This window comes from Sphingomonas sp. NPDC092440 (assembly GCF_044754985.1).
GTDB lineage: Bacteria > Pseudomonadota > Alphaproteobacteria > Sphingomonadales > Sphingomonadaceae > Sphingomonas.
The window spans coordinates 43321-64761 of sequence record NZ_JBIVQA010000010.1 but is presented as its reverse complement, the minus strand read 5'-3'; the positions used below and the strand labels follow the sequence as shown (position 1 = coordinate 64761).

Annotated in this window: 22 protein-coding genes; 15 read left to right on the top strand and 7 right to left on the bottom strand. The window is 68.7% G+C overall.

What is annotated here, in order from left to right:
* The first annotated feature begins 161 nt into the window (after positions 1–161).
* From ACIQCS_RS17220 to ACIQCS_RS17200, 5 genes are all read left to right on the top strand, one after another.
* On the top strand, positions 162–530 hold the full coding sequence (locus ACIQCS_RS17220) for a MerC domain-containing protein (RefSeq protein WP_401531376.1): 369 nt from the start codon (positions 162–164) through the stop codon (positions 528–530).
* A 37-nt stretch (positions 531–567) separates the two neighbouring features.
* Positions 568–1026, top strand: coding sequence for a transcriptional repressor (locus ACIQCS_RS17215; RefSeq protein ID WP_345848114.1), 459 nt, complete (start codon positions 568–570; stop codon positions 1024–1026).
* A gap of 84 nt (positions 1027–1110) precedes the next feature.
* On the top strand, positions 1111–3036 hold the full coding sequence (gene dxs, locus ACIQCS_RS17210) for a 1-deoxy-D-xylulose-5-phosphate synthase (protein ID WP_345848116.1): 1926 nt from the start codon (positions 1111–1113) through the stop codon (positions 3034–3036).
* Between the two features lie 143 nt (positions 3037–3179).
* Entirely contained in the window at positions 3180–5540 is a 2361-nt protein-coding gene (locus ACIQCS_RS17205; RefSeq protein ID WP_345848117.1) for a penicillin acylase family protein, read from the top strand.
* On the top strand, positions 5537–6751 hold the full coding sequence (locus ACIQCS_RS17200) for a serine hydrolase domain-containing protein (RefSeq protein ID WP_345848119.1): 1215 nt from the start codon (positions 5537–5539) through the stop codon (positions 6749–6751). The genes ACIQCS_RS17205 and ACIQCS_RS17200 overlap by 4 nt, the downstream gene beginning before the upstream one ends.
* Before the next feature lie 49 nt (positions 6752–6800).
* Here ACIQCS_RS17200 and ACIQCS_RS17195 read toward each other — a convergent pair whose 3' ends face one another.
* Positions 6801–8345 carry an amidohydrolase family protein gene (locus ACIQCS_RS17195; protein ID WP_345848121.1) on the bottom strand — a complete coding sequence of 515 codons (1545 nt, stop codon included), beginning with the start codon at positions 8343–8345 and terminating at the stop codon, positions 6801–6803.
* A gap of 141 nt (positions 8346–8486) precedes the next feature.
* Here ACIQCS_RS17195 and ACIQCS_RS17190 point away from each other — a divergent pair, with 141 nt between their 5' ends.
* The 7 genes from ACIQCS_RS17190 (at position 8487) to ACIQCS_RS17160 (ending at position 12769) form a co-directional block, all read left to right on the top strand.
* Positions 8487–8909, top strand: coding sequence for a hypothetical protein (locus tag ACIQCS_RS17190; RefSeq protein ID WP_345848122.1), 423 nt, complete (start codon positions 8487–8489; stop codon positions 8907–8909).
* Between the two features lie 20 nt (positions 8910–8929).
* On the top strand, positions 8930–9961 hold the full coding sequence (locus tag ACIQCS_RS17185; RefSeq protein ID WP_345848125.1) for a COX15/CtaA family protein: 1032 nt from the start codon (positions 8930–8932) through the stop codon (positions 9959–9961).
* Complete coding sequence (gene cutA, locus ACIQCS_RS17180) at positions 9958–10272, top strand: divalent-cation tolerance protein CutA (protein ID WP_345848127.1); 315 nt, start codon at positions 9958–9960, stop codon at positions 10270–10272. Before ACIQCS_RS17185 ends, cutA begins: the two co-directional genes overlap by 4 nt.
* Complete coding sequence (locus ACIQCS_RS17175; protein WP_345848128.1) at positions 10272–11030, top strand: hypothetical protein; 759 nt, start codon at positions 10272–10274, stop codon at positions 11028–11030. The genes cutA and ACIQCS_RS17175 overlap by 1 nt, the downstream gene beginning before the upstream one ends.
* 133 nt (positions 11031–11163) lie before the next feature.
* Positions 11164–11643: a 50S ribosomal protein L13 gene (gene rplM, locus ACIQCS_RS17170; RefSeq protein ID WP_280278941.1), complete on the top strand. Its 480-nt coding sequence runs from the start codon at positions 11164–11166 to the stop codon at positions 11641–11643.
* Positions 11643–12200: a 30S ribosomal protein S9 gene (gene rpsI / locus ACIQCS_RS17165; protein ID WP_345848130.1), complete on the top strand. Its 558-nt coding sequence runs from the start codon at positions 11643–11645 to the stop codon at positions 12198–12200. The genes rplM and rpsI overlap by 1 nt, the downstream gene beginning before the upstream one ends.
* Before the next feature lie 83 nt (positions 12201–12283).
* Positions 12284–12769: a hypothetical protein gene (locus ACIQCS_RS17160; RefSeq protein ID WP_345848132.1), complete on the top strand. Its 486-nt coding sequence runs from the start codon at positions 12284–12286 to the stop codon at positions 12767–12769.
* Here the strand turns inward: ACIQCS_RS17160 and ACIQCS_RS17155 are convergent.
* From ACIQCS_RS17155 to ACIQCS_RS17140, 4 genes are read right to left on the bottom strand one after another with little or no spacing between them, the layout of a single operon-like run.
* On the bottom strand, positions 12766–14373 hold the full coding sequence (locus tag ACIQCS_RS17155; protein WP_345848134.1) for a DUF4166 domain-containing protein: 1608 nt from the start codon (positions 14371–14373) through the stop codon (positions 12766–12768). The genes ACIQCS_RS17160 and ACIQCS_RS17155 overlap by 4 nt on opposite strands.
* On the bottom strand, positions 14370–14738 hold the full coding sequence (locus ACIQCS_RS17150) for a hypothetical protein (protein ID WP_345848135.1): 369 nt from the start codon (positions 14736–14738) through the stop codon (positions 14370–14372). Before ACIQCS_RS17150 ends, ACIQCS_RS17155 begins: the two co-directional genes overlap by 4 nt.
* Positions 14739–14764: 26 nt before the next feature.
* Complete coding sequence (locus tag ACIQCS_RS17145; protein ID WP_345848137.1) at positions 14765–15460, bottom strand: DUF4166 domain-containing protein; 696 nt, start codon at positions 15458–15460, stop codon at positions 14765–14767.
* 36 nt (positions 15461–15496) lie between these two features.
* Entirely contained in the window at positions 15497–16057 is a 561-nt protein-coding gene (locus ACIQCS_RS17140) for a MarR family transcriptional regulator (protein WP_345848139.1), read from the bottom strand.
* 251 nt (positions 16058–16308) lie between these two features.
* On the opposite strand from ACIQCS_RS17140, the gene ACIQCS_RS17135 reads away from it, so the two are divergent.
* The 3 genes from ACIQCS_RS17135 to ACIQCS_RS17125 all read left to right on the top strand — a co-directional run bounded on the left by ACIQCS_RS17135 (position 16309) and on the right by ACIQCS_RS17125 (position 19855).
* A complete protein-coding gene (locus ACIQCS_RS17135) occupies positions 16309–18000 on the top strand; it encodes a DUF1800 family protein (RefSeq protein WP_401531370.1) in 1692 nt (563 codons plus the stop codon).
* Positions 18001–18012: 12 nt separating this feature from the next.
* A complete protein-coding gene (locus ACIQCS_RS17130) occupies positions 18013–19392 on the top strand; it encodes a DUF1501 domain-containing protein (RefSeq protein ID WP_345848143.1) in 1380 nt (459 codons plus the stop codon).
* A gap of 82 nt (positions 19393–19474) precedes the next feature.
* Positions 19475–19855 carry a VOC family protein gene (locus ACIQCS_RS17125; RefSeq protein ID WP_280278950.1) on the top strand — a complete coding sequence of 127 codons (381 nt, stop codon included), beginning with the start codon at positions 19475–19477 and terminating at the stop codon, positions 19853–19855.
* Here the strand turns inward: ACIQCS_RS17125 and ACIQCS_RS17120 are convergent, their stop codons facing one another.
* On the bottom strand, positions 19856–20602 hold the full coding sequence (locus ACIQCS_RS17120) for a metallophosphoesterase (RefSeq protein WP_345848144.1): 747 nt from the start codon (positions 20600–20602) through the stop codon (positions 19856–19858).
* Entirely contained in the window at positions 20599–21435 is an 837-nt protein-coding gene (locus ACIQCS_RS17115; protein WP_345848145.1) for a diacylglycerol kinase family protein, read from the bottom strand. The genes ACIQCS_RS17120 and ACIQCS_RS17115 overlap by 4 nt, the downstream gene beginning before the upstream one ends.
* Between the last annotated feature and the right edge of the window lie 6 nt (positions 21436–21441).

Genomic DNA, 21441 nt, shown 5'->3' with positions numbered 1-21441 from the left:
TTCCGTTCTTCGCCAACGGGAACGGAAGGGACAGAGCCGAATGTCGATCCGTCCCAGGCCCGGGCGCGACGACGATGGAACCCGCAACCATTTTCGCCGCATGTTATGTTGTATCTTCAACTCGCTTGCCCTATATCCGCGCCATGCCGGTGAGTCTTCCGTTGGCCCGCTTGTGGGGCGGCATCGATGCGCGCCTTGATCGTATCGCGATCGGGATCAGCGGGCTGTGCCTCGTCCATTGCGTCACCACCACCATATTGCTCACCGTGATCTCCTCGGCCGGCGGCCTGCTCAACCCGGCGATCCACGAGATCGGCCTCACCCTCGCGATCGGCTTCGGCGCCTTTGCGCTGGTCAAGGGCGTGATGTCGCACGGCTATATGGCCCCGGCGGTCGTCGGTGCCTTCGGGCTCGGCATCATGGCCGGCGCATTGTCGCTGCCGCACGGCGATTTCGAGATTTTCTGGACTTTGGTGGGCGTCAGCCTGGTCGCGCTGGGCCATGATCTCAACCGGCGCGCCACCTACTGAACTTGCCGCGAGGGGCCTGCGGGCCTACATCTGATCCATGCACGCGCACGACCATCACGAGCATCACGGCAACGATCTGACCAAGGCCGCCCAGGCGACGCTGGAGAAATCCGGCGAGCAATGGACGACCATGCGCGAGCGGGTGTTCGAAGCGCTGGCGGGCTTCGACAAGCCGGCCTCCGCCTATGACATCGCCGAGGCCGTCTCCAAGGCGGAGGGGCGCCGCGTCGCCGCCAACAGCGTCTACCGCATCCTCGACCTGTTCGTCGGCGCCAATCTCGCGCGGCGGGTGGAGAGCGCCAATGCCTATATGGCGAACACGCATCCCGACTGCCTGCACGACTGCATCTTCCTGGTCTGCGACAATTGCGGACAGACCACGCATATCGACGACGACTCGATCACCAGGACGGTACGCGCCGCTGCCAAGGACATGGGCTTCTCACCCGAGCGCCCGGTGATCGAAGTGCGCGGCAAATGCGCGGATTGCGACTGACCGCTCTCCCTGCACGGCGCCTGCACGCAAAATCCACACGCGCAAGGTTCGACTTCCCGGAATCGGAAGAGTAAGGGCAGTTGGATGGCCGATCTACCCAGCACGCCGCTGCTCGATACCGTCGATACGCCCGAGGACCTGCGCAAGCTCGATCCGAAGCAGCTTCGCCAGCTCGCCGACGAGCTGCGCGCGGAAACCATCTCGGCCGTGGGCTCGACCGGCGGGCATCTCGGTTCCGGGCTCGGCGTCGTCGAGCTGACGGTCGCCATCCACTACGTCTTCAACACGCCCGACGACCGGCTGATCTGGGACGTCGGGCACCAATGCTATCCGCACAAGATCCTCACCGGCCGCCGCGACCGGATCCGCACCCTGCGCCAGGGCGGCGGGCTCTCGGGCTTCACCAAGCGCAGCGAGAGCGAATACGACCCGTTCGGCGCCGCCCATAGCTCGACTTCGATCAGCGCCGCGCTGGGCTTCGCGATCGCCAACAAGCTGAGCGACAAGCCCGGCAAGGGCATCGCGGTGATCGGCGACGGCGCGATGAGCGCGGGCATGGCCTATGAGGCGATGAACAATGCCGAGGCCGCGGGCAACCGGCTGGTGGTGATCCTCAACGACAACGACATGTCGATCGCGCCGCCGGTGGGCGGGCTCTCCGCCTATCTGGCGCGGATGGTGTCGTCGTCCGAATATATGGGCCTGCGCAGCCTGGCGAAGCGCGCGATCCGAAAGTTCTCCCGGCGCCTGACCACGGCGGCCGGCAAGACGGAAGAGTTCGCCCGCGGCCTCGTCACCGGCGGCACGCTCTTCGAGGAGCTCGGCTTCTATTATGTCGGCCCGATCGACGGCCATAATCTCGAGCACCTGATCCCGGTGCTGGAGAATGTCCGCGATGCCGAGGAAGGCCCGATCCTCGTCCATGTCGTCACCAAGAAGGGCAAGGGCTATGCCCCGGCCGAGGCGGCGGCGGACAAATATCACGGCGTCCAGAAGTTCGACGTGATCACCGGCACCCAGGCCAAGGCGCCGCCAGGCCCGCCCGCCTATCAGAACGTCTTCGCCGACCAGCTGATCAAGGACGCCGAGCACGATCCGCGGATCGTCGCGATCACCGCAGCCATGCCCTCGGGCACCGGCGTCGATCGCTTCGCCAGGGCCTATCCGGACCGCACTTTCGACGTCGGCATCGCCGAGCAGCACGCGGTGACCTTCGCCGCCGGGCTGGCGGCGCAGGGCATGCGCCCCTTCTGCGCGATCTACTCGACCTTCCTGCAGCGCGCCTATGACCAGGTCGTGCACGACGTGGCGATCCAGAACCTGCCGGTGCGCTTCGCGATCGATCGCGCGGGGCTGGTCGGCGCGGACGGCGCGACCCATGCCGGCAGCTTCGACATCACCTATCTCGCCACCCTGCCCAACATGGTGGTGATGGCCGCGGCCGACGAGGCCGAACTGGTCCATATGACCCATACCGCCGTGCTGCACGACAGCGGCCCGATCGCGCTGCGCTATCCGCGCGGCAACGGCACCGGCGTGGCGCTTCCGCAAGTTCCGCAACGGCTCGAGATCGGCAAGGGCCGCATCGTCCGCGAGGGCAAGACCGTGGCGATCCTCTCGCTCGGCACCCGTTTGGCCGAGGCGCTCAAGGCGGCCGACACGCTCGAGGCCAAGGGGCTCTCGACCACGGTCGCCGACCTGCGCTTCGCCAAGCCGCTCGACGAGGCGCTGATCCGCCGCCTGCTCGCCACCCATGAGGTGGCGGTGACGATCGAGGAAGGCGCGATCGGCGGCCTGGGCGCGCATGTCCTCACCATGGCGAGCGACCAGGGCCTGATCGATACGGGCCTCAAGCTGCGCACGATGCGCCTGCCGGACCTGTTCCAGGACCAGGACAAGCCCGAGCTGCAATATGCCGAGGCGGGCCTCAACGCCGACAACATCGTCGACACCGTGCTGAAGGCGCTGCGCTGGAACGAAGCGGTGGCGGCGGACGGCGCGCGGGCCTGATCCTCCTGCTCCCTCTCCCCTGAAGGGGAGAGGGAGCAAAGCCCCAATAGCCCCAGGTTATGTCCGTCGAACCTATGTTCCGATGGACAGCCGCACCCACCCGGACCACCCTCCGCGCCAAAGCGCCATCCGGGGAATATCCTATGCTGAACCGCCGTGCCTTCCTGCTGAGCTCGACCACGGCGCTGCTCACCGGCGCCGCCGCCATGGCGAGCCCCAGGCTGGTCGCCGCGAAGCAGCAGCGCGTGCGCGGGGCGAGCGCGCCGATCGAGATCGTCGACGACGAATGGGGCACGCCGCACATCCGCGCCGCGACGATCCCCGATGCGTTCTTCGGCCAGGGCTATGTCGTCGCGCGCGACCGGCTGTTCCAGATCGACCTGTCGCATCGCCGCGAGCTGGGCCGGCTCGCCGAGGCGTTCGGCGCGCGCTTCGCCCGGCACGACGCCAATGCCCGCCTCTTCCACTATCGCGGCGACATCGATGCCGAGCTGCGCCGCGTGCCCGCCGATGTGCTGGCCTGCGCCCGGGCCTATGTCGCCGGCATCAACGCGCGCATCGACGAAGTGATCGCCGACCCCTCGCTGCTGCCGCTCGAATATCGCATTCTGCAGATCGTCCCGATCCGCTGGGACCTGCGCGACCTGGTGCGTGCCCGCGAAGCCTCGAGCGGCAATGTCGACGACGAGATCCGCCGTGCCCGCCTCGCCGCCCTGGGGCTGCTCGATCTCGATGCGATCGTCGCGCCGCTTCGCCCGGCCTGGACGATGAAGGTGCCCGACGGGCTCGACGTGGCGGCGGTGAGCACGGCCGACCTGGGCGTGCTCAACATCGACAGCCTGCCCTGGGCCGAACTCACCGGCCAGGACCCGGCGGCGGCTTCCGCCGAGCGCGCCAATGCCGGCAGCAACGCCTGGACGGTGTCGCCGTCGCGCACCGCCACCGGCCGGCCGATCCTGGCCAATGATCCCCATCTCGGCATCGGCGGGTTCAGCCCGCGCCATATCGCCCATCTGACCGCGCCGGGGCTCGACCTGATCGGCGGCGGCGCGCCCGGCCTGCCCGGCATCATGCAGGGCCATACCGATCGCTTCGCCTTTGGCCGCACCAACTTCCATATCGACCAGGGCGACCTGTTCGTCCTCGAGCTCGACCCGGCCGATCCCGAGCGCTATCGCCACGACGGCGGCTGGAAGCGGTTCGACAGGGTGGAGGAAGCGATCGCGGTGAAGGGCGGTGCGCCCGTCACGGTGACGCTGCGCTATTCGGTGCAGGGTCCGGTGATCTCGCACGATCCCGCGAAGCGCCGCGCCACCGCGCTCGCCACGATCGCGATGCAGCCCGGCGGCGACGGCGCCTTCGCGATGATCGCGATCAACCTGGCCAGGGACTGGGAAAGCCTGCGCAAGGCCTTCGCCCTCCACCCCTCGCCCACCAACTTCCACTATGCCGATATCGACGGGAACACCGGCTGGCAGGTGATCGGCTTCGTGCCGGTGCGCAAGCAGGGCGACGGGCTGCTCCCGGTGCCCGGCGACGGGCGCTATGACTGGACCGGCATGCGCAAGTTCGAGGCGCTGCCGAGCGTCTACAACCCCGCCAAGGGCTGGTTCGCCTCGGCCAACCAGAACAACCTGCCCGCCGACTGGCCGCGCGACCGCATCCCGGCCTTCTCCTTCCGCGATCCCTATCGCTACGATCGCATCGCCGAAGTGCTCGCTGCCCAGCCCAGGCACAGCCTGGCCGACAGCGCCGCGCTCCAGCACGACACGCTCTCCACCCCGGCACGCCAGTTCCTCGCGCTGCTGCCCCAGTCCCCCTCGCCCGCCGCCCGGCCCGCGGTGGAGATGCTGCGCGGCTGGAACGCCCGGATCGACCGCGACAGCGGCGCCGCCGCGCTGTTCGAGGCAGTCTGGCGCGAGGCCGGCAAGCGCATGCTCGCCGCGATCGTGCCGGCCCGCGCCAGGGGGCTGATCCCCGGCATCGCGCCGTCGATCCTGCTCGACGCGCTGGCCAGGCCGGACGCGCGGCTGGGCGCCGATCCGGTCGCGGCGCGCGACGCGATGCTCGATGCGGCGCTGGCCGCCGGCTGGGCCGTGACCCGCGAGAAGCTCGGCCCCGATCCCGCCGCCTGGCGCTACGGCGCGCTCCACCAGGTGCGCCTGCGCCATCCGCTCTCCGCCATCCCCGCCATCGCCAGGGCCTTTCCGGCGATCGAGGGCGAGGGCTCGGGCGGCGACGGCTATACCGTCATGGCGCGCTGGCTGGGCTCCGGCCCGGGCTGGCAGGTCGGCGGCGGCGCGAGCTATCTCCAGGTGATCGACGTCGGCGCCTGGGACAATTCGCTGATGCTGATCCTGCCCGGCCAGTCGACCGATCCCCGCTCGCCGCATTATCGCGACCAGTATCGCAACTGGGCGGAGGGGCGGATGCAGCCCATGCCGTTCAGCCGCGCCGCGGTCGACGCCCGCGCCGCCGCGCGCACCACGCTGAGGCCGGCATGAGGCGCGTCTCCCTGCGCCTGCTCGCCGTCGCCCTCGCCGCCACACCTGCCGCCGCGCAGGATCGCGGCATCGACAAGGCGCTCGACAGGGCAGTGGCCGATTTCCGCGCGCTCCACCGTGCCGAGGTCGCCAGGGCCGGGATCGCCGGCAGCAGCTTCTATGTGATCCGCGACGGCCGCACGATCGTCGCCGACCATATCGGCGAACAGGATGCCGAGGCGCATGTGCCGGTCGACGCGCGCACCATCTATCACTGGGCGTCGATCACCAAGACGATGACCGGCATCGCGATCCTGCAGCTGCGCGACCGCGGGCTGCTGAAGCTCGACGACCCGATCATCCGCTACGTCCCCGAGCTCGCCGGAGTGCACGACCCGTTCGGCGATCCGGGCGCAATCACCCTCCGCCAGCTGATGAGCCACAGCGCCGGCTTCCGGAACGGCACCTGGCCGTGGCGCGACAAGCCATGGCAGCCCTTCGAGCCCCCCGGCTGGAAACAGCTCGAGGCCATGATCCCCTATACCGAGGTGCAGTTCAAACCGGGCAGCCGGTTCGGCTATTCCAACCCCGGCATCGTCTATCTCGGCCAGGTGATCGAACGGCTCTCGGGCGAGGATTTCGAAGTCTATGTCGACAAGAACATCCTGCGCCCGCTCGGCATGCAATCGAGCTATTTCGACCGGACCCCGCCCTATCTCCTGCCCCACCGCGCCCGCAGCTATTATATCCGAGACGGCAAGCGGGTGCCCGCCCTGTTCGACGCCGATACCGGCGTGACCGTCTCGAACGGCGGACTCAACGCGCCGCTGCCCGACATGGCGAAATATGTCGCCTTCCTGCTCGGCGATCCGAAGCGCGGCGCCGAGTACGACCTGGTCCTCAAGCGCGCCTCGCTCGAGGAGATGTGGCGGCCGGTGATCAGCGCGGGCGAGGATTTCACGCAGGGGCGGATGGCGCCGACCACCTGGAGCGGCCTGTCCTTCTTCCTCGACAAGACCGACGGCATCCGCATCGTCGGGCATAATGGCGACCAGAACGGCTTCCGCGCTTATCTGAGCCTGTGCCCGGACCAGCATCTGGGCACGCTGCTCGCCTTCAACACCGAGACGCGCGGCGTGGAGAATGATCCGGGCAACCGCGACATGCCGGAATCGCGCATCGCGCTGGCGACGGACGGGCTGTGCAAGGCAGTGGCGAAGGGCGGGAAATAGCCTCTGCTCCCGTCATCCCCGCGCAAGCGGGGATGACGGTGAAAGGCAGCTATCGCCCTCGCCGCAGCAGCCGCCCGCTCTTCCCCACGCGCACGCCGCCCTCGAAAGCGGGCTTCCCATTCACCATCACCAGGTCGAACCCCTCGGCCCTGGCAAAGGGATCGACATAGGTGGAGCGCGCCTTCACCTTCGCCGGATCGAACAGGATCAGGTCGGCCTTCGCCCCGGCACGGACCACCCCGCGATCGCCCAGGCGCAGGATATGGGCGGGATAGCCGGTGCCCTTGCGGACCATCTCCTCGATCGTGAGCTTGCGGTCGCGCACCACATATTCCTCGACCAGCTTGGCATAGGTGCCGGTCGCGCGCGGATGGCGCATGCCCGGGCCGCCATCGGTGGAGAAGGCGACGTGCGGGTCGACCAGCAGCACGTCCTGCAATGCCTTGTCCTGGGTGAAATGCGCGCCCGATCCACTCTGCGGGCCGATCTTGATCAGGAAGTCGGCATAATGCAGCCCGGCCTCCTGCGCTGCCTGGGCCAGCGTCTTGCCGGCATAGGGCCTGGTGCCGATCAGCAGCGCCTCCGGCCCGCCGCGCCGGGTCATACGCTGCACCAGATAGGCGCGCAGTTCCTGCCGCCGCTCGGCGACCACCTTGGCATAGTCCGTCGGCGGCAGCGCCCATTTGGGGAACAGGATCGCGATGCCGGTATAGCCGGCCTCATAGGGATATTGATCGGCGGTCAGGTCGATCCCCTGGCGGCGCTTCTCGGCCAGATAGGCGAGCAGCTCGCGGGCCCGCGCCTCGCCCTTGCCGAAGACGACCTTGAGGTGCGAGATGTGCGGCCGCGCCGGCAGCGACGAGGCGATCAGCTCGTCGATCGAGGCCTTGATGTCCTCGTCATTTTCCGAGCGCATATGGCTCATCACCACGCCGCCATGGCGCGCCACCACCTTGCCGAGATTGGTCAGCTCCGCGGTCTCCGAATAGATGCCCGGCACATATTCCAGGCCATAGGACAGGCCGAACGCCCCCGCCCCCAGCTCGGCATCGAGCTGCGCTGCCATCCGCGCGAGCTCGGCCGCGTCGGGGCGGCGGACCGAATCCGGCACGCCCGCCGCGCGCCGCAGCGTGCCGTGGCTGGCGAGCAGGGCGACATTGACGTCGATCGCCGCGCGATCGACCGCGGCCATCCAGCTCCGCGGATCGAGATCCTTGCCGAGCCGGGGGCCGCTGCCGTCCTGGCCAAGAGTGATCGTGGTCACGCCCATCGCGAGAAAGGCTTCGTAGCTGTCGTCCAGCGGATCGCCATGGCTGTGCATGTCGATGAAGCCGGGCGCGAGCACGCGCCCCTCGCCGGCGATGATCCGCACCGCCGAGCCTCCTGCCGAAGCGGGCGCGACTTCGATGATCCGGTCGCCGGCGACCAGCACATTGGCGAGCCGGGGCGCCGCGCCCGTCCCGTCGACGAGCAGCACTTCGCGGAACAGGGTCTCGGGTTCGGCCGCCATCGCGATCAGGCCCGGCCAGCTCGCCAGCCCCCCGGCCGCCACGGCCCCGCCAATCGCCTGCCGCCGTGTCAACCGCTGGGTCATTGCCCGTTTCCCCCTGTTTTTCGACCTCGAGGGCCGACTATGCGCGGAAGCGGGGCGAAGACGAATCCCTAAAAATGATTAACCTCATTGCTTCCGCGCATGGGGGCCGCCTAGGATCCGAGCGATGACGGGAGCGCGACCTTGACGGGGTTTCTTTTCGCAATCGGCCTTGCCGTGCTCGCCGGCTGGATGGCGACGCTTTGGCTCGACCGGCGCCAGCGCGCGCAGGCGGGGCAGCGCCTGGGCCTGTCTGCCGACGATTTTGCCCGCTCGCTCGCCGAACGCGGCTTTGCGCCGGAGATCGCACACTGCGTGCATGCTCTAGTGCGACCCTATTACGCGCGAGGCATCGCGCCCCATCCCGACGATTCCTTCGCCGATTTTCTCTCGATCGATGCGGAGGAGATCGAGTTCATGGCGGCGCATGCGTTCAAGACACTCGGCATCCCAGAACCGAGCCTGCGCAACCCAGTGCGCCTGCCCGAGATCGTAACCGTGGCCGACTTCGCGGCCGCGTTGCAGCCCCATCGAGCAGGACTCGCCATCGAACCCCTTCACCACTAGACCTCCGCCCCGTGCTCCAGATGACTTCGCTTCCCGCGTCCGCCCGTCCCCGCGCCCTTGCCCATTGGCTGTTCGTCGTCGCGGCGCTGATCGTGCTGATGGTGGTGATCGGCGGCATCACCCGGCTCACCGAATCCGGCCTGTCGATCACCGAGTGGAAGCCGCTGTCGGGCGCCGTCCCGCCGCTCACCGATGCCCAGTGGCAGGCCGAGTTCGCCCATTACCAGCAGATCGGCCAGTATCAGCAGCTGAACCGCGGCATGTCGCTGGCCGAGTTCAAGAACATCTTCTTCTGGGAATATCTCCACCGGCTGCTCGGGCGAGTGATCGGGCTCGCCTTCTTCCTGCCCCTGGTCTGGTTCGCCGTCCGCCGTGCGATTCCGAAAGGCTATGGCTGGCGGCTGACCGCGCTGCTCGCGCTGGGCGGGCTGCAGGGCGCGCTCGGCTGGTGGATGGTCCAGTCCGGGCTCAACAAGACCAGCACCGCGGTCGATCATTTCTGGCTTGCCGCGCACCTGCTCACCGCCTTGTTCACGCTGGGCGGCATCATGTGGACCGCGCTCGACCTGCTGGCGCTGAACCGCAACCCGGCGGCGCGCCCCGCCAGATTGACCGGCCTCGCCATCGTGGTGCTGCTCGTGCTGTTCGTCCAGCTCTTCTACGGCGCGCTGGTCGCGGGGCTCGATGCCGGGCTGGTGACCGATCAATGGCCGCTGATGAACGGCCATTTCTTCCCGGGCGTGACTCAGCAGGGCGCGAGCCTGGGCCATGTCCTCTTCTCCGATCCGGCGGTGGTGCATTTCATCCATCGCTGGTGGGCCTGGGTGACGGTGGCCGGGCTGATCCTGCTCGCGCGCAAGGTGCGCGCCGCCAGCCGCCGCGCCTCGATCGCGATCCACAGCGCCTTCGGCACCCAGATCCTGCTCGGCATCGCCACGGTGATGGCCGGGGTGCCGATCTGGCTCGCCGCGCTCCATCAGCTGACCGGCGCGCTGGTGGTGATCGCCGCCGCCTGGGGCGCGCACGTCGCCGGCAGCCGGGCCGGCGCTTGAGCGCGCTCACGCTCTTCTATGTGACCTTCGCCAACCGCGCGGATGCCGAGCGCGTGGCGGAAGCCGTGCTCGCCGAGCATCTCGCCGCCTGCGCCAACATCCTCGCCCCCTGCACCTCGCTCTATCTGTGGCACGGCGCGCTGGAGCGGGCGGAGGAAGTGCCCGTGCTGTTCAAGACCCGCCCGATGCTCGCCACCCGGCTGCACGCCCGGATCGCCGCGCTCCACCCCTATGAACTGCCGGTGATCGAGAGCTGGACCGTGACGGCCGACGAGCAGGTGGGCGCCTGGGTGGAAGGCGAGACGCGCTGATGCTGCTCACTGCGATCGTCCTCCAGGCGAGCGCGGCGGGCTTCACCCCGCCGCTGGATGTGCCGATCCGGGTGGTGACGGAGCGCCGCGACGATGCCCGCATCTATCGCATGGAGCGCCATGTCCGCTTCGCGCGCGAAGGCCTGGGCTATCGCGCCGAAGTGGCGCTGCGCGCCGGCACCGGCGAAACTCCGGACAGCACCGGCGCCGGCTATGAAGCCGGGTTCGAGGCCTTTGCCGGCAGCACGCTCGTCTTCCATCTCGATCCGCAGGGCGCCATCGTCGCGATCGACGACATGCCGGCGCTGTGGGAGCGTTTCTGCCGGCGCGTCGCCGAGATCGCCGCGGCCCGGCGCACCCTGGCACCGGCCGAACGCGAGAAGCTCGCCGCGCGCATCGCCGCCCCGCTCCGCGCGCTGCCGATCGAGCGCCAGCGCGCGATGCTCGGCTCGCTCGTCCAGGCGGTGATCGCGGACGCGGCGGTGGCGCCCGGCACCACGCCGGTCCGCCTGCCCGGCAGCTCGGCCTATGGCGAGGCGACACCGCTCGAGGGGCTGCGCACCGTGGTCGTCCTGCCCGGCGGCCTGGTTCGCAGCACCGTCCGCGCCGAGGCGGCCGACGTGACGCTCGAGCGTGTGACCGACATGGATCCCCGCACCGGGCTGATCGCGCGCAACAGCAGGACGCTGCGCATCCGGGCGGGCGGCGTGGAGAAGGTCAGCGTCACGCTGCTCACCGTGGATCCGGCCGCGGAATAGTCCAAGGTATTCCAATACCCGTCAGCAAACCCGCGCTTTTCTTGACTTTCTCCGCGCGAATCGTCAGAGGGCCATCAACCGCGCTGCCCGGAAGGGTGGCGCGCTTGCGTTTCATACTCGAAAGGTCTCGCCCATGAAGGCGCTGATGAAGACCACCAAGTCGGCCAAGCCGGCCGAGGTGGAGAAGAAGTGGCACATCGTCGATGCCGACGGCCTGATCGTCGGCCGCGCTGCCGTCGTGATCGCCAACGTCCTGCGCGGCAAGCACAAGACGAGCTTCACCCCGCACGTCGATTGCGGTGACAATGTCATCGTCATCAACGCGGACAAGATCAGGTTCACCGGCAAGAAGCTGGCGCAGAAGGTGTATTACAAGCACACCGGCTATGCGGGCGGCATCAAGGGGATCACCGCGGGTAAGGTGCTCGAGGGCCGTTTCCCGGAGCGCGTGCTCGAAAAGGCCGTGGAGCGCATGATCCCGCGCGGTCCGCTGGGCCGCCAGCAGATGCGCAACCTGCGCATCTACAACGGTGCTGAGCATCCGCACGAAGCGCAGAACCCGCAGGTCCTCGACATCGCCGGCATGAGCCGCAAGAACAAGGTGGGCGCATAATGTCCGACAACCGCCAGTCCCTTTCCGATCTCGGCGCCATCGCCGCCGGCGAGCAGGCTGTGGCCGCCGAGGCCCAGGCTTCGTCCGACAACCGCGCCGAGGCGTATCTCGCCGGCCAGCTGGACGAGCCGTCGACCCCGGCCGTGCTGCGCCAGCAGGAGCTCGACAAGTTCGGCCGCGCCTATGCGACCGGCCGCCGCAAGGACGCCGTCGCCCGCGTGTGGCTGAAGCCGGGCACCGGCAAGATCACGATCAACGGCCGTGACCAGGAAGTCTATTTCGCGCGTCCGACGCTGCGTCTCGTCATCAACCAGGTGTTCGGCATCACCGAGCGCGAGGGCCAGTATGACGTGGTCTGCACCGTCAAGGGCGGTGGCCTTTCGGGCCAGGCCGGCGCGGTGAAGCATGGCATCAGCCAGGCGCTCACCAAGTACGAGCCGGCGCTGCGCACCCCGGTGAAGCGCGCGGGCTTCCTGACCCGCGACAGCCGCACGGTCGAGCGCAAGAAGTACGGCCGGGCCAAGGCTCGCCGCAGCTTCCAGTTCTCGAAGCGCTAAGCGGTTCTTCACGGAACAACGAAGGGGCGGTCCGGCGACGGGCCGCCCTTTTCGTACCTGCCCCAAGCCGCTAGTTTGGCGCCATGTCGCTCGATCACCCCGACACGATCCGTATCCTGGATTTTCTGGCCGAGATCGGGATCCCGGTTTCTCGGGGCAGGATCGCGGGCGACAGCTTCCTGCCCGGCATCGAGGTTCGAAGCGGCGGGCTGGTGCTCGATCCCGCCCGCCCCTTCCATCCCGGCGACCTGCTCCACGAGGCCGGCCATGTCGCCGTCACCGATCCCGCCGATCGCCCGACGCTGTGCGCGGTCCGCGACGATCCCGGCGAGGAGATGGCGGCCATCGCCTGGTCCTATGCCGCCGCCCGCGCGATCGGGCTCGACACGCGCACGCTGTTCCATCCCGATGGCTATCTCGGCGGCGGCGAGGCATTGGCGCTCGCCTTCGACAGCGGCGCGGGCCCGGGGCCGCCGATGCTGCAATATTTCGGCATGGCCGCCGAGCCGCATCAGGCCGCGAAGCTCGGCCTCCCCGCCTATCCGCAAATGGCACGCTGGCTGCGCTAGCGGCGCGCCAGCCAGCCGGTATAATGGACCACCTCGCCGAGCAGCGGCAGGGCCACCCCCACTTCGAAGCGGAAGCGCCCATCCTCCTGCCATTCGCGCGCGATGATGCGGGGCCCCAGCAAGCGCGGCATCGGCACGCCGAACGCGCTCCAGCGCCGCAACACCATCCGCAGCCCCTTGCCGTCCGACGGGAGGTCGAAGGCGAAGCGCAGCGGGCCGAAGCGCTCCGCGACGCCCTGCCCCGCCTGGCTGAGTTCGCTCGAAAACGCATGGCCGCCGAAATCCCGCGTCCAGCGTTCCTTGCCACCGCTGGCCGCGAAGGCGACGCGGAGCGGATAGCTGCCGCTCGGCGGGAACCCCATCCCCCGCCCGACCAGCCAGGCCAGGCCCCTGCCCCGGCGCACCGCGCCCTCACCCTCTGCACCGGCATCGCCACATAGCGCGTGCATCGCACGCACCTGCTCCGGCAGCCGCGCGAAGCGCGTACCCATGGCCCGTAGGTAGAGCGGATCGACCGCGTACTCGCGCACCGCATGGCGGATGGCCAGGCCGGCGAAGAGCGGCTCGAACCGGTCGAGCGTCAGCAGCCGGCTCGCATCCCGTGCGCCCGGCGGCACGCGACCGGCCAGAATGTCGCCGGCGAGCAGTTCCGCCGCCAGCGTGGGAATTTCGGGCCCGTCTCCCTTCTCCGCGATCAGCGTCCAGCGCCGGCGGACGCCCGTCCCGACCAGGGTCACCGACATGGCCGATCGGTCGCTCCCCGCCCAGCCGGTGATCCGCTGGAGCTTGTGTAGCCAGGGTGCCGCGCCGCGCAGCGTCCCGGGCCAGCCCCAGCGGACCGGCCAGCTCAGCAACCACAGGGCAAGCATCTGGAAGCCGAGCTCAGTGCCGGCACGGAAAGTCGTGGCCGGGCGGCCCGGCAACAGTTCCGGCAGCAGCGAGAGGTCCGGCACTTCGGCGAGCGCGATCCAGCGGCGGAGCGCCCTTCTCCCTTCGCCGATGGCGAAACACTCGCGGCGCAGCTCCTGCCAGCCCGTCGCCCGCGTCCAGCGCTGGCCGCACCAGACGCGCACCGGCCTGCCGACATAGGAAAGTATCGCGGCCGCCACCGAGGGGCCGGCCACGGCCCGGTTCGAAGCGCTGATCGCGATATCGACACGCTCGACCCGCGCCAGCCCCTCCGCCAGCGCACGCGCGACGGCGCCGGATAGCGCCGGCACGCTCGAGGCGCCGCTGACGATCGGCACCGTCACCGCGGCCCCCTTGTTCAGCGCCGCGATCCCGGTCACGAAGTCGCGCGAATCCGCCAGGTCGAGATAGGGGATGCGCATCGCGATGCACGCTTCGGGCACGGTATAGCCGCTGCCCTGGAAAGGGCCGGCGGCATCGATCACCAGATCGGGCCGCTCGCGCGCCAGCACCATGCCGATGCCGCTGGTCCGGTCCGCCACCACGGGCTCGGCGCCCTCCAGCCCCGCGCAAAAGGCCGCCGCCCGGTCGAAGCGCCGCCCCGCCACCAGCACCCGGTGCCCGGCGCGGAGCAGCCGCCGGCTCAGCCGCGCCCCGAACCCGCCATAGCCACCGATGACGAGGATGCGGCTCATTCGGTGTCGTCTTGCATCACGATGTCTTCGCCGCGGACCACACCAAAGGCCAGCCCATCGACGAGTCCCGCACCGCCGAACCACAATATCGCTGAAAGCAGCGCTTTCGCATCCGGGCCGCCACCGAGGCTGAGCAGCGATATGGGTATCGCGCCGATCAGGAAGCCGGCCAAACCGGCATTCCACCAGCGCAGCGGCCATCGATCGACCAGCATCAGGTAAACCGGGAGCGCGATGAAAACCATGTGGCCGGATGCGAGTATCACGGCAGGGAACAGACAGAGCAGGAACAGGCCGCTATCGAAGCTGCCCGCAAGGAACATGAAACCGATCGAACCGGCCAAGGCAGCGGCGAGGATGGCCACGCAGCCGGCGAGAGGACCACGCCCGTTCACTCCGCCGGATCCGCGAACACGCAGAGCTGGTGGACCAGCTCGCCGAGCCAGGGATGCACCAGGTCGAGGCTGAACAGGAACCGTCCGCCGCCCAGGTCCATATGCCCCACCGTCAACGCCCCCGGCATCGCCCAGCCAGGCAATCGGACACGCAGTCCGCCCAGCTTCAGGAAATAGTGATCGCTGACGAACAGCAGCGCCCCGCCCGCCTCCTCGAGCCTGAGCGCGATGCCGACGCCAAGCCCCAGATATTCCTCGATTCCCGTCGGCCCGGCAAAGCGCTTGGCGCTGTGGATAACCTGTGGAAAACCCTGTGCACGGCCATATTGCCGCGTCCAATATTGCCCCTGGCCATCGGCATCCGCCGTCACGCTCACGCTGGCCGACATGCCCACATCCGTGCCGAGCGGCAGCGGCGCGCCGATCAGCCGCGCGGCTTGCGCCAGCACCCATCCCGCCCGGCTCATCCGGCATTCGGCGACTTCACCGAGATAGGAAACACAGGCCCCCGCCTCGATCTTGCGCAGGAAGCGGCGGCGCGTCGCGGGCGGCAGGAACAGCCAGCGCGCACCGAGCAGCCGGGCAAAGGGGCTCTCCGCGTCGTCGCGGCATGGCGCCGGCCTGCGATGCCAGGCGGCGTAGCGGGCCAGCGAACCCGGCGCATAGCCTTGCGCCGCTGCTCCGACCGCCATGCCCATATGCCACCCTTTCCGCAGCCGCACGGGCCGCTATTCCGCCTTGCCCTTCGGCAGAAAGGCCAGGATTCGCTTGCCCAGCCGGATCAGCATCATCAGCCGCCCCGGCGGCACGCTCATCATCTGCTGGTACCAATCGTCGATCGTGACGACGAAATCCTGCATCGCCTCGATCCGCTGGCGCGCGATGCCGGAGATGCGGCCGTCGCGCCTGGCCTCCTCGGTGCATACGCGCAGCGCCGCCACCGCCGGATCGATCTCGCGCTCCTTGCGACCCTGGGCGATGCGGGTCAGCATCTGCATGAGATCGACCTCGGCCTCGTAATGGTCGCGCCGGTCGCCCATCACGGGCACCCGGCGGATCAGCTTCCAGCCGAGCAACTCCTTCAGGCTGTTCGACGTGTTGCTCCGCGCGATGCGCAGCGTGTCGCTGATCTCCTCCGCATTGAGCGGGCGATCGGAGAGATAGAGCAGCGCGTGGATCTGCGCGACCGAGCGGTTGACGCCCCATTGCCCGCCCATCTCGCCCCAGTGCAGCACGAACTGCTGCACCGCGATCGGCAACTGAACAGCGTTGTCCGTAATTTCTGTCATAACAGAAATATGAGACACGATTGCCTTGGAGTCAACTGCCTCCGCATCGGGCGTTCCATCCCGCATTCGGCTCGCCTCGTCGCCGGTTGCACCATTACGACAGCGCAACCATCGGCCAGGCCTGCGGCATTGCGCCCTTTGCAATCGCACTGAACTCCGCCTTAGGTATTTCTGCAGGTTGTTGGGAATCCGCCGGCAAACTATGCAGGCCCGTGCAGGTCGCGGCTTCTCGCGGCGGGCGGGGGAAATTGGTGTTCCGGCAAAGAAAACCGGCCGTGCTTGGCGCGGCGCTTGGCTTGCTCGCGCTCGCGGGTTGCGATTCGGGCGGTGGTGGCGGGGCTTCGGGCGGAGGTGGCGGCGGCGTGGTCGCGGCACCCGCGCCGACACCCTCGCCCGCCGTCTTCACCGAGGGTGATGCCGCGCGCCTCGCCAAGCAGGCAAGCTTCGGCCCCACCCCCGATCTGGTCGCGCGGATCAGGCAGCTCGGCGCTACCGCCTGGGTCGACGAGCAACTCGCCGCATCCAGCAGCTCCTATGCCGATCTCGCCACCGAAGTGCGTCGCGATTTTTGCGCGAGCAACGACACGGTCTGCTCGCGCGCGCATTTCAGCCGCACGCCGGTGGCGATGCGCTTCTATGCCAACGCCGTCGCCGGTTCCGACCAGCTGCGCCAGCGCACCGCCTTCGCGCTCGGCCAGATGATCGTCGCCTCCGAAGCCGAGGTGAACTCGACTGCGGGCATCGCCGCATTCAACCAGATCTTCCTCGCCAACGCCTTCGGCAATTACCGCGACATCCTCCAGCAGGTGACGATGAGCGGCTATATGGGCGACTATCTCGACATGGCCGACAGCAACAAGTCGGGCCCGTCGGAGAATTACGCCCGCGAGCTGCTCCAGCTGTTCTCAATGGGGCCGGACCAGCTGAACATGGACGGCAGCCTGAAGCGCGACGGCAGCGGCGCGGCCGTTCCCAACTACGCGACCGACGACATCAAGGGCGTCGCCAGGGCATTGACCGGCTGGACCTATGCCCGGGTCGGCGGCGCCGCGATCACCGACGGCAATGCCCGCGACTATGCCAAGCCGATGATCCAGGTCGCATCGCGCTACGACACGACGGAGAAGAAATTCCTCGGCGCCACCGTCGCCGCAGGTGCCACGCAGGAAGCCAGTGTCGCGGCGGTGGTCGATGCCGCGTTCAACAACGCCTCCACCGCGCCCTTCGTCGCGCGCCACATGATCGTCCACCTCGTCACCGCCAATCCGAGCCCGGCCTATATCGGCCGCGTGGCGGCGGTGTTCGCCGACAATGGCAAGGGCGTGCGCGGCGACATGAAGGCAGTGGTCCGTGCCGCCCTGCTCGACGGCGAGGCGCGCGCGGCGCCCACCGGCACCAGCGGCAAGCTCAAGGAACCGGTGCTGCTGATGACCGCGCTCGCCCGCGCGATCGGCTTCGCGACCGACGGCTATGTCTTCACCACCCGCGACAGCAATCTCGGCCAGCCGGTGTTCCGCGCGCCCTCGGTGTTCAACTTCTATCCGGACGATTTCCCGCTTCCCGGATCGACCGTGCTGAAGAGCCCGGCCTCGAAGCTGCTCAACACCTCCAACGTGCTGCGCTGGCACAATTTCGTCTATGACTGGACCATCTCGGGCGACGCCAATCGCAGCGAATATGCGCTCGATTCCGGCCTGCCCATGTCCTCGCTCACCCAGCCGCTATGGGCGAGCTGGGAAGCCTATGGCACCGATCTCGACGCAATGGTCTCCCGCATCGACCTGACCCTGTTCGCCAATACGCTGAACCAGGCGCAGAAGGACGCGCTCAAGGCCGCCGTCACGCCGATCACCAACGCCGATGCGAATGTCCAGGCGCGCCGCCGCGCCCAGATGATGCTCTACGTCGCGGCCACCAGCCCGATGTTCCTGGTCGACCGCTGAGGAGCCGGACCAATGACGATTTCCCGACGCGACTTCCTCAAGGTCACTGCCGGCACCGGCGCGCTCGCCGCGATCGGCCAGCTCGGCCGCACCACCGCCATCGCGGCGCCGAGCGGCAGCTATCGCGCGATGGTGGGCGTGTTCCTGTTCGGCGGCAATGACGGCTGGAACATGGTGATCCCCACCGATGCCCGGCATACCCAGTATCTGGCCTCGCGCGGCACCGTGGGCATCAAGGCGAGCCAGCTCACCGCGCTGACCGGCGCGCCCTATGCGCTCCATCCGGCGATGGCGGCACTGCGTCCGCTCTGGGACGAGGGCAGCCTGGCGCTCGTCCTCAATGCCGGCACGCTCTATGCACCGCTCACCAAGGCCACCTACCAGTCGCGCGCCGATCTGCGCCCGATGAACCTGCTCAGCCATTCGGACGAGCAGGCGCACTGGCAGGGCCTGCGCGCCCGCGACTTCGCGACCGACGGCTTCATGGGGCGACTGACCGACCGCATGGGCACGAGCGCGGTCCCGTCGATGATCTCGATCGCCGGCTCGAACCTGGCGGTGATCGGCAAGACCAGCTCGGCGCTGGTGCTGCCGTCCACCGGCACGCTCACCCGCTCGGGCTATTCGACCATGAGCAACGCGGCGAACAACGCCAAGAACGCCGCGCTCGCCAGCTTCTCCTCCGCCGCCGGCCTGGGCGACGTCGCGGAGGCAAGCGCGCGCGACATCAATGCCAGCTATGACCAGGCGACCACCGCCAACACGATCATCTCGGCGAACAGTTCGCTCGACGGCTATTTCGTCAATCCGGCGACCGGTGCCGCGCTCACCAGCGATGTCGCGCGCCAGCTGATGCGCGTCGCCCGGATGATCGATGCGCGCGGCAGCCTGGGCCATGGCCGCCAGACCTTCTTCGTCAGCCAGGGCGGGTACGACAATCATTCGGGCCAGACCAATGGCGGCAACAACGACACCGGCACCCATGCGGGCCTGCTCGGCGACCTCGCCATGGCGCTGGCCGGCTTCCACCGCGCGATGCAGGCGATCGGCATGGCCGAGAACGTCACCAGCTTCACGATGAGCGACTTCGGCCGCACCTATCGCGGCAACGCCCAGAACGGCACCGATCATGCCTGGGGCAGCAATCACCTGGTGGTGGGCGGCAATGTCGCGCCCGGCGGCATCTTCGGCGCCTATCCGGACCCGGTGCTCGGCGGCGCGACCGATGTGAGCAGCGAGGGCCGCTTCGTGCCCGCCGTGGCGCAGGAGGAATATATCGGCGCGATCGCCCGCTGGCACGGCGTCAACGATGCGGACATGCCCTATGTCTTCCCCAACTGGTCGACCTGGAGCACGGGCGGGCGCGGGCCGCTGGGCCTGTTCCGAACTTAGGTTCTCCCGCGCTTAACTGCGTATCGGGATTGCGCTATCGTTCCGCTCCGGTAATGGGGCGCGCCTTTCGGGGAGGCGGACGATGGCCAATCTCTATCGCGTTACACCGTTCATGCATGTGCCGGACTTCGAGAAGGCCGTCTGGTTCTTCACCGAGGTGCTGGGCTTCACGCTTTATTTCCGCACGTCCAACTATGCCTATGTCCAGCGCGAGCAGGCGGGGTTCCGCCTGCTGGAGAATGTCGGCGACGACGGCGCTCCGCCGGGCAATCGCCGCTTCTGCTATTATGTCGACGTGGAGGATGTGGAGGCGATCGCCGCGGAGCTGAAGCCCAAGGCGTCCCTGCTCAACGATGGCGACATCCATGGGCCGGTCGACCAGATCTATGGCCAGCGCGAGTTGATGGTGGTGGCGCCGGACGGCAATCTGCTGGTGTTCGGGCAGGACATCTCGAAACGGTGATCAGAGGGGAACGCTCCCCTCCCCCATGAACCGCGCCCGGGTGGAGAAGCCCGTGCCCGCCACGCTGATCTCGTTGAACGAAGGCGGCCGCGCCCGCACGCGCTCGGACAGGGTGCCCGCCCCGATCAGCCGCACCGTGCGCTCGCCGATCCGCTGCTCGATGTCGAACGGGTCATGGACATGGCCCGTCAGCACCGCGTCCACCCCCGCCTGGGCCAGCGCGCCCAGGGCTTCCGGCCCCCGATGCGTCTCCGAAGTCATCCGGGTGCCGCCCTCCACCAGCGGATGGTGGCAGGCGACGAACACCAGGCCGCCCGGCGGCACCGCTTCGACCAGCGCCAGCGATGCCCGCAGCGCCCGGGTGCTGACATAGCCCTTCGACCAGTTGAGCCGCCATTGGAAGCGCGCGGTGGTCTTGAGCGGCACCACCGCCACGCCCTTGGCGTCGAGCGGCCGCTCGATCATCCGTTCGAGCGCATGGTAGCGCTTGTAGGGCGTGACGAATCGCGCCCAGAGGTTGAACCAGGGCAGGTCGTGATTGCCCACCTCCACCGTCACCGGCCGGCCAAGGCCCTTGAGCCACTGCGCCGCGGCCGAGAATTCCCTTGCCCGCGCCTGCATCGTCAGGTCGCCGGTCACGATCACCGCGTCGGGCTGCTCCTCGCGGACCCGCGCCGCGAACCAGTCGACCGCGGCGCGGTCCTCGCGCCCGAAATGGACGTCGCTGACATGGAAGAGCCGCGTCATCCCAGCCCGGTGCGCGTCGCGATGAAGGCCTTGCGGCTCATCCCCGCCGTGATCGGGGTCCCCGACGCGAGCGACACCGGCTCGCCGTCGAACAGCGCCAGCACCGGCTTCTTCCCACGGGCGGCGAGCTCGCGGGTAAGGCTCTCGCTCACCGCATGCGCCGCGACCCAGTCGCCCGTGAGCCATTCCCAGCCCAGCTGCACGATCGCGCTCCAGTCGCGCGCATCCACCGCCGCCACGTGCAGTTCGCCCCGCTCGGGCCGGACGAACACCGCCTGATAGCGGCCCGCAAGCGCCGACACGCCCGAGATGCGGATGCCGCTGCCGCCAAAGGTACGGCTCCACGCGACGTGCGCGGCCTGGAACAGCCGCCTGAACGCGCCCTTGCGCACTGCCTCGCGCGCACGGAACCAGGCGGTGGCCGGCCCCATGATCAGCCCGACGAACGCGCGATTCCCGGCCGCCTGGATATAGGGCAAGGCGATCCGTGTCGTCTCGTCATGCGCGGCCTGGATGATCGCCTGGGGATCGAGCGTGCTGTGCAGCGACTTGGCGAGCAGGTTCATGGTCCCGCCCGGCAGGATCAGGAAGCTGCCCTCCCAGGCCCGCAGCGCCGTGAGCGCGGCGTTGATCGTCCCGTCGCCCGCGAACAGCACCACCGTGTCGACCTTGTCCCGGTCGAGCTCCGCCCCGTCGGGCATCGCCTGTGCGGGAAACGCAGTGCGGCCGACAAGCGTCAGCCCGCGCTCCGCGAACACGGCTTCGAGCGCATCGCACTTGGCCTTGGTGGTCGATCCCGAGCCGGGATTGGTAATGAACCAGAGTCTTTCCATCAGGAT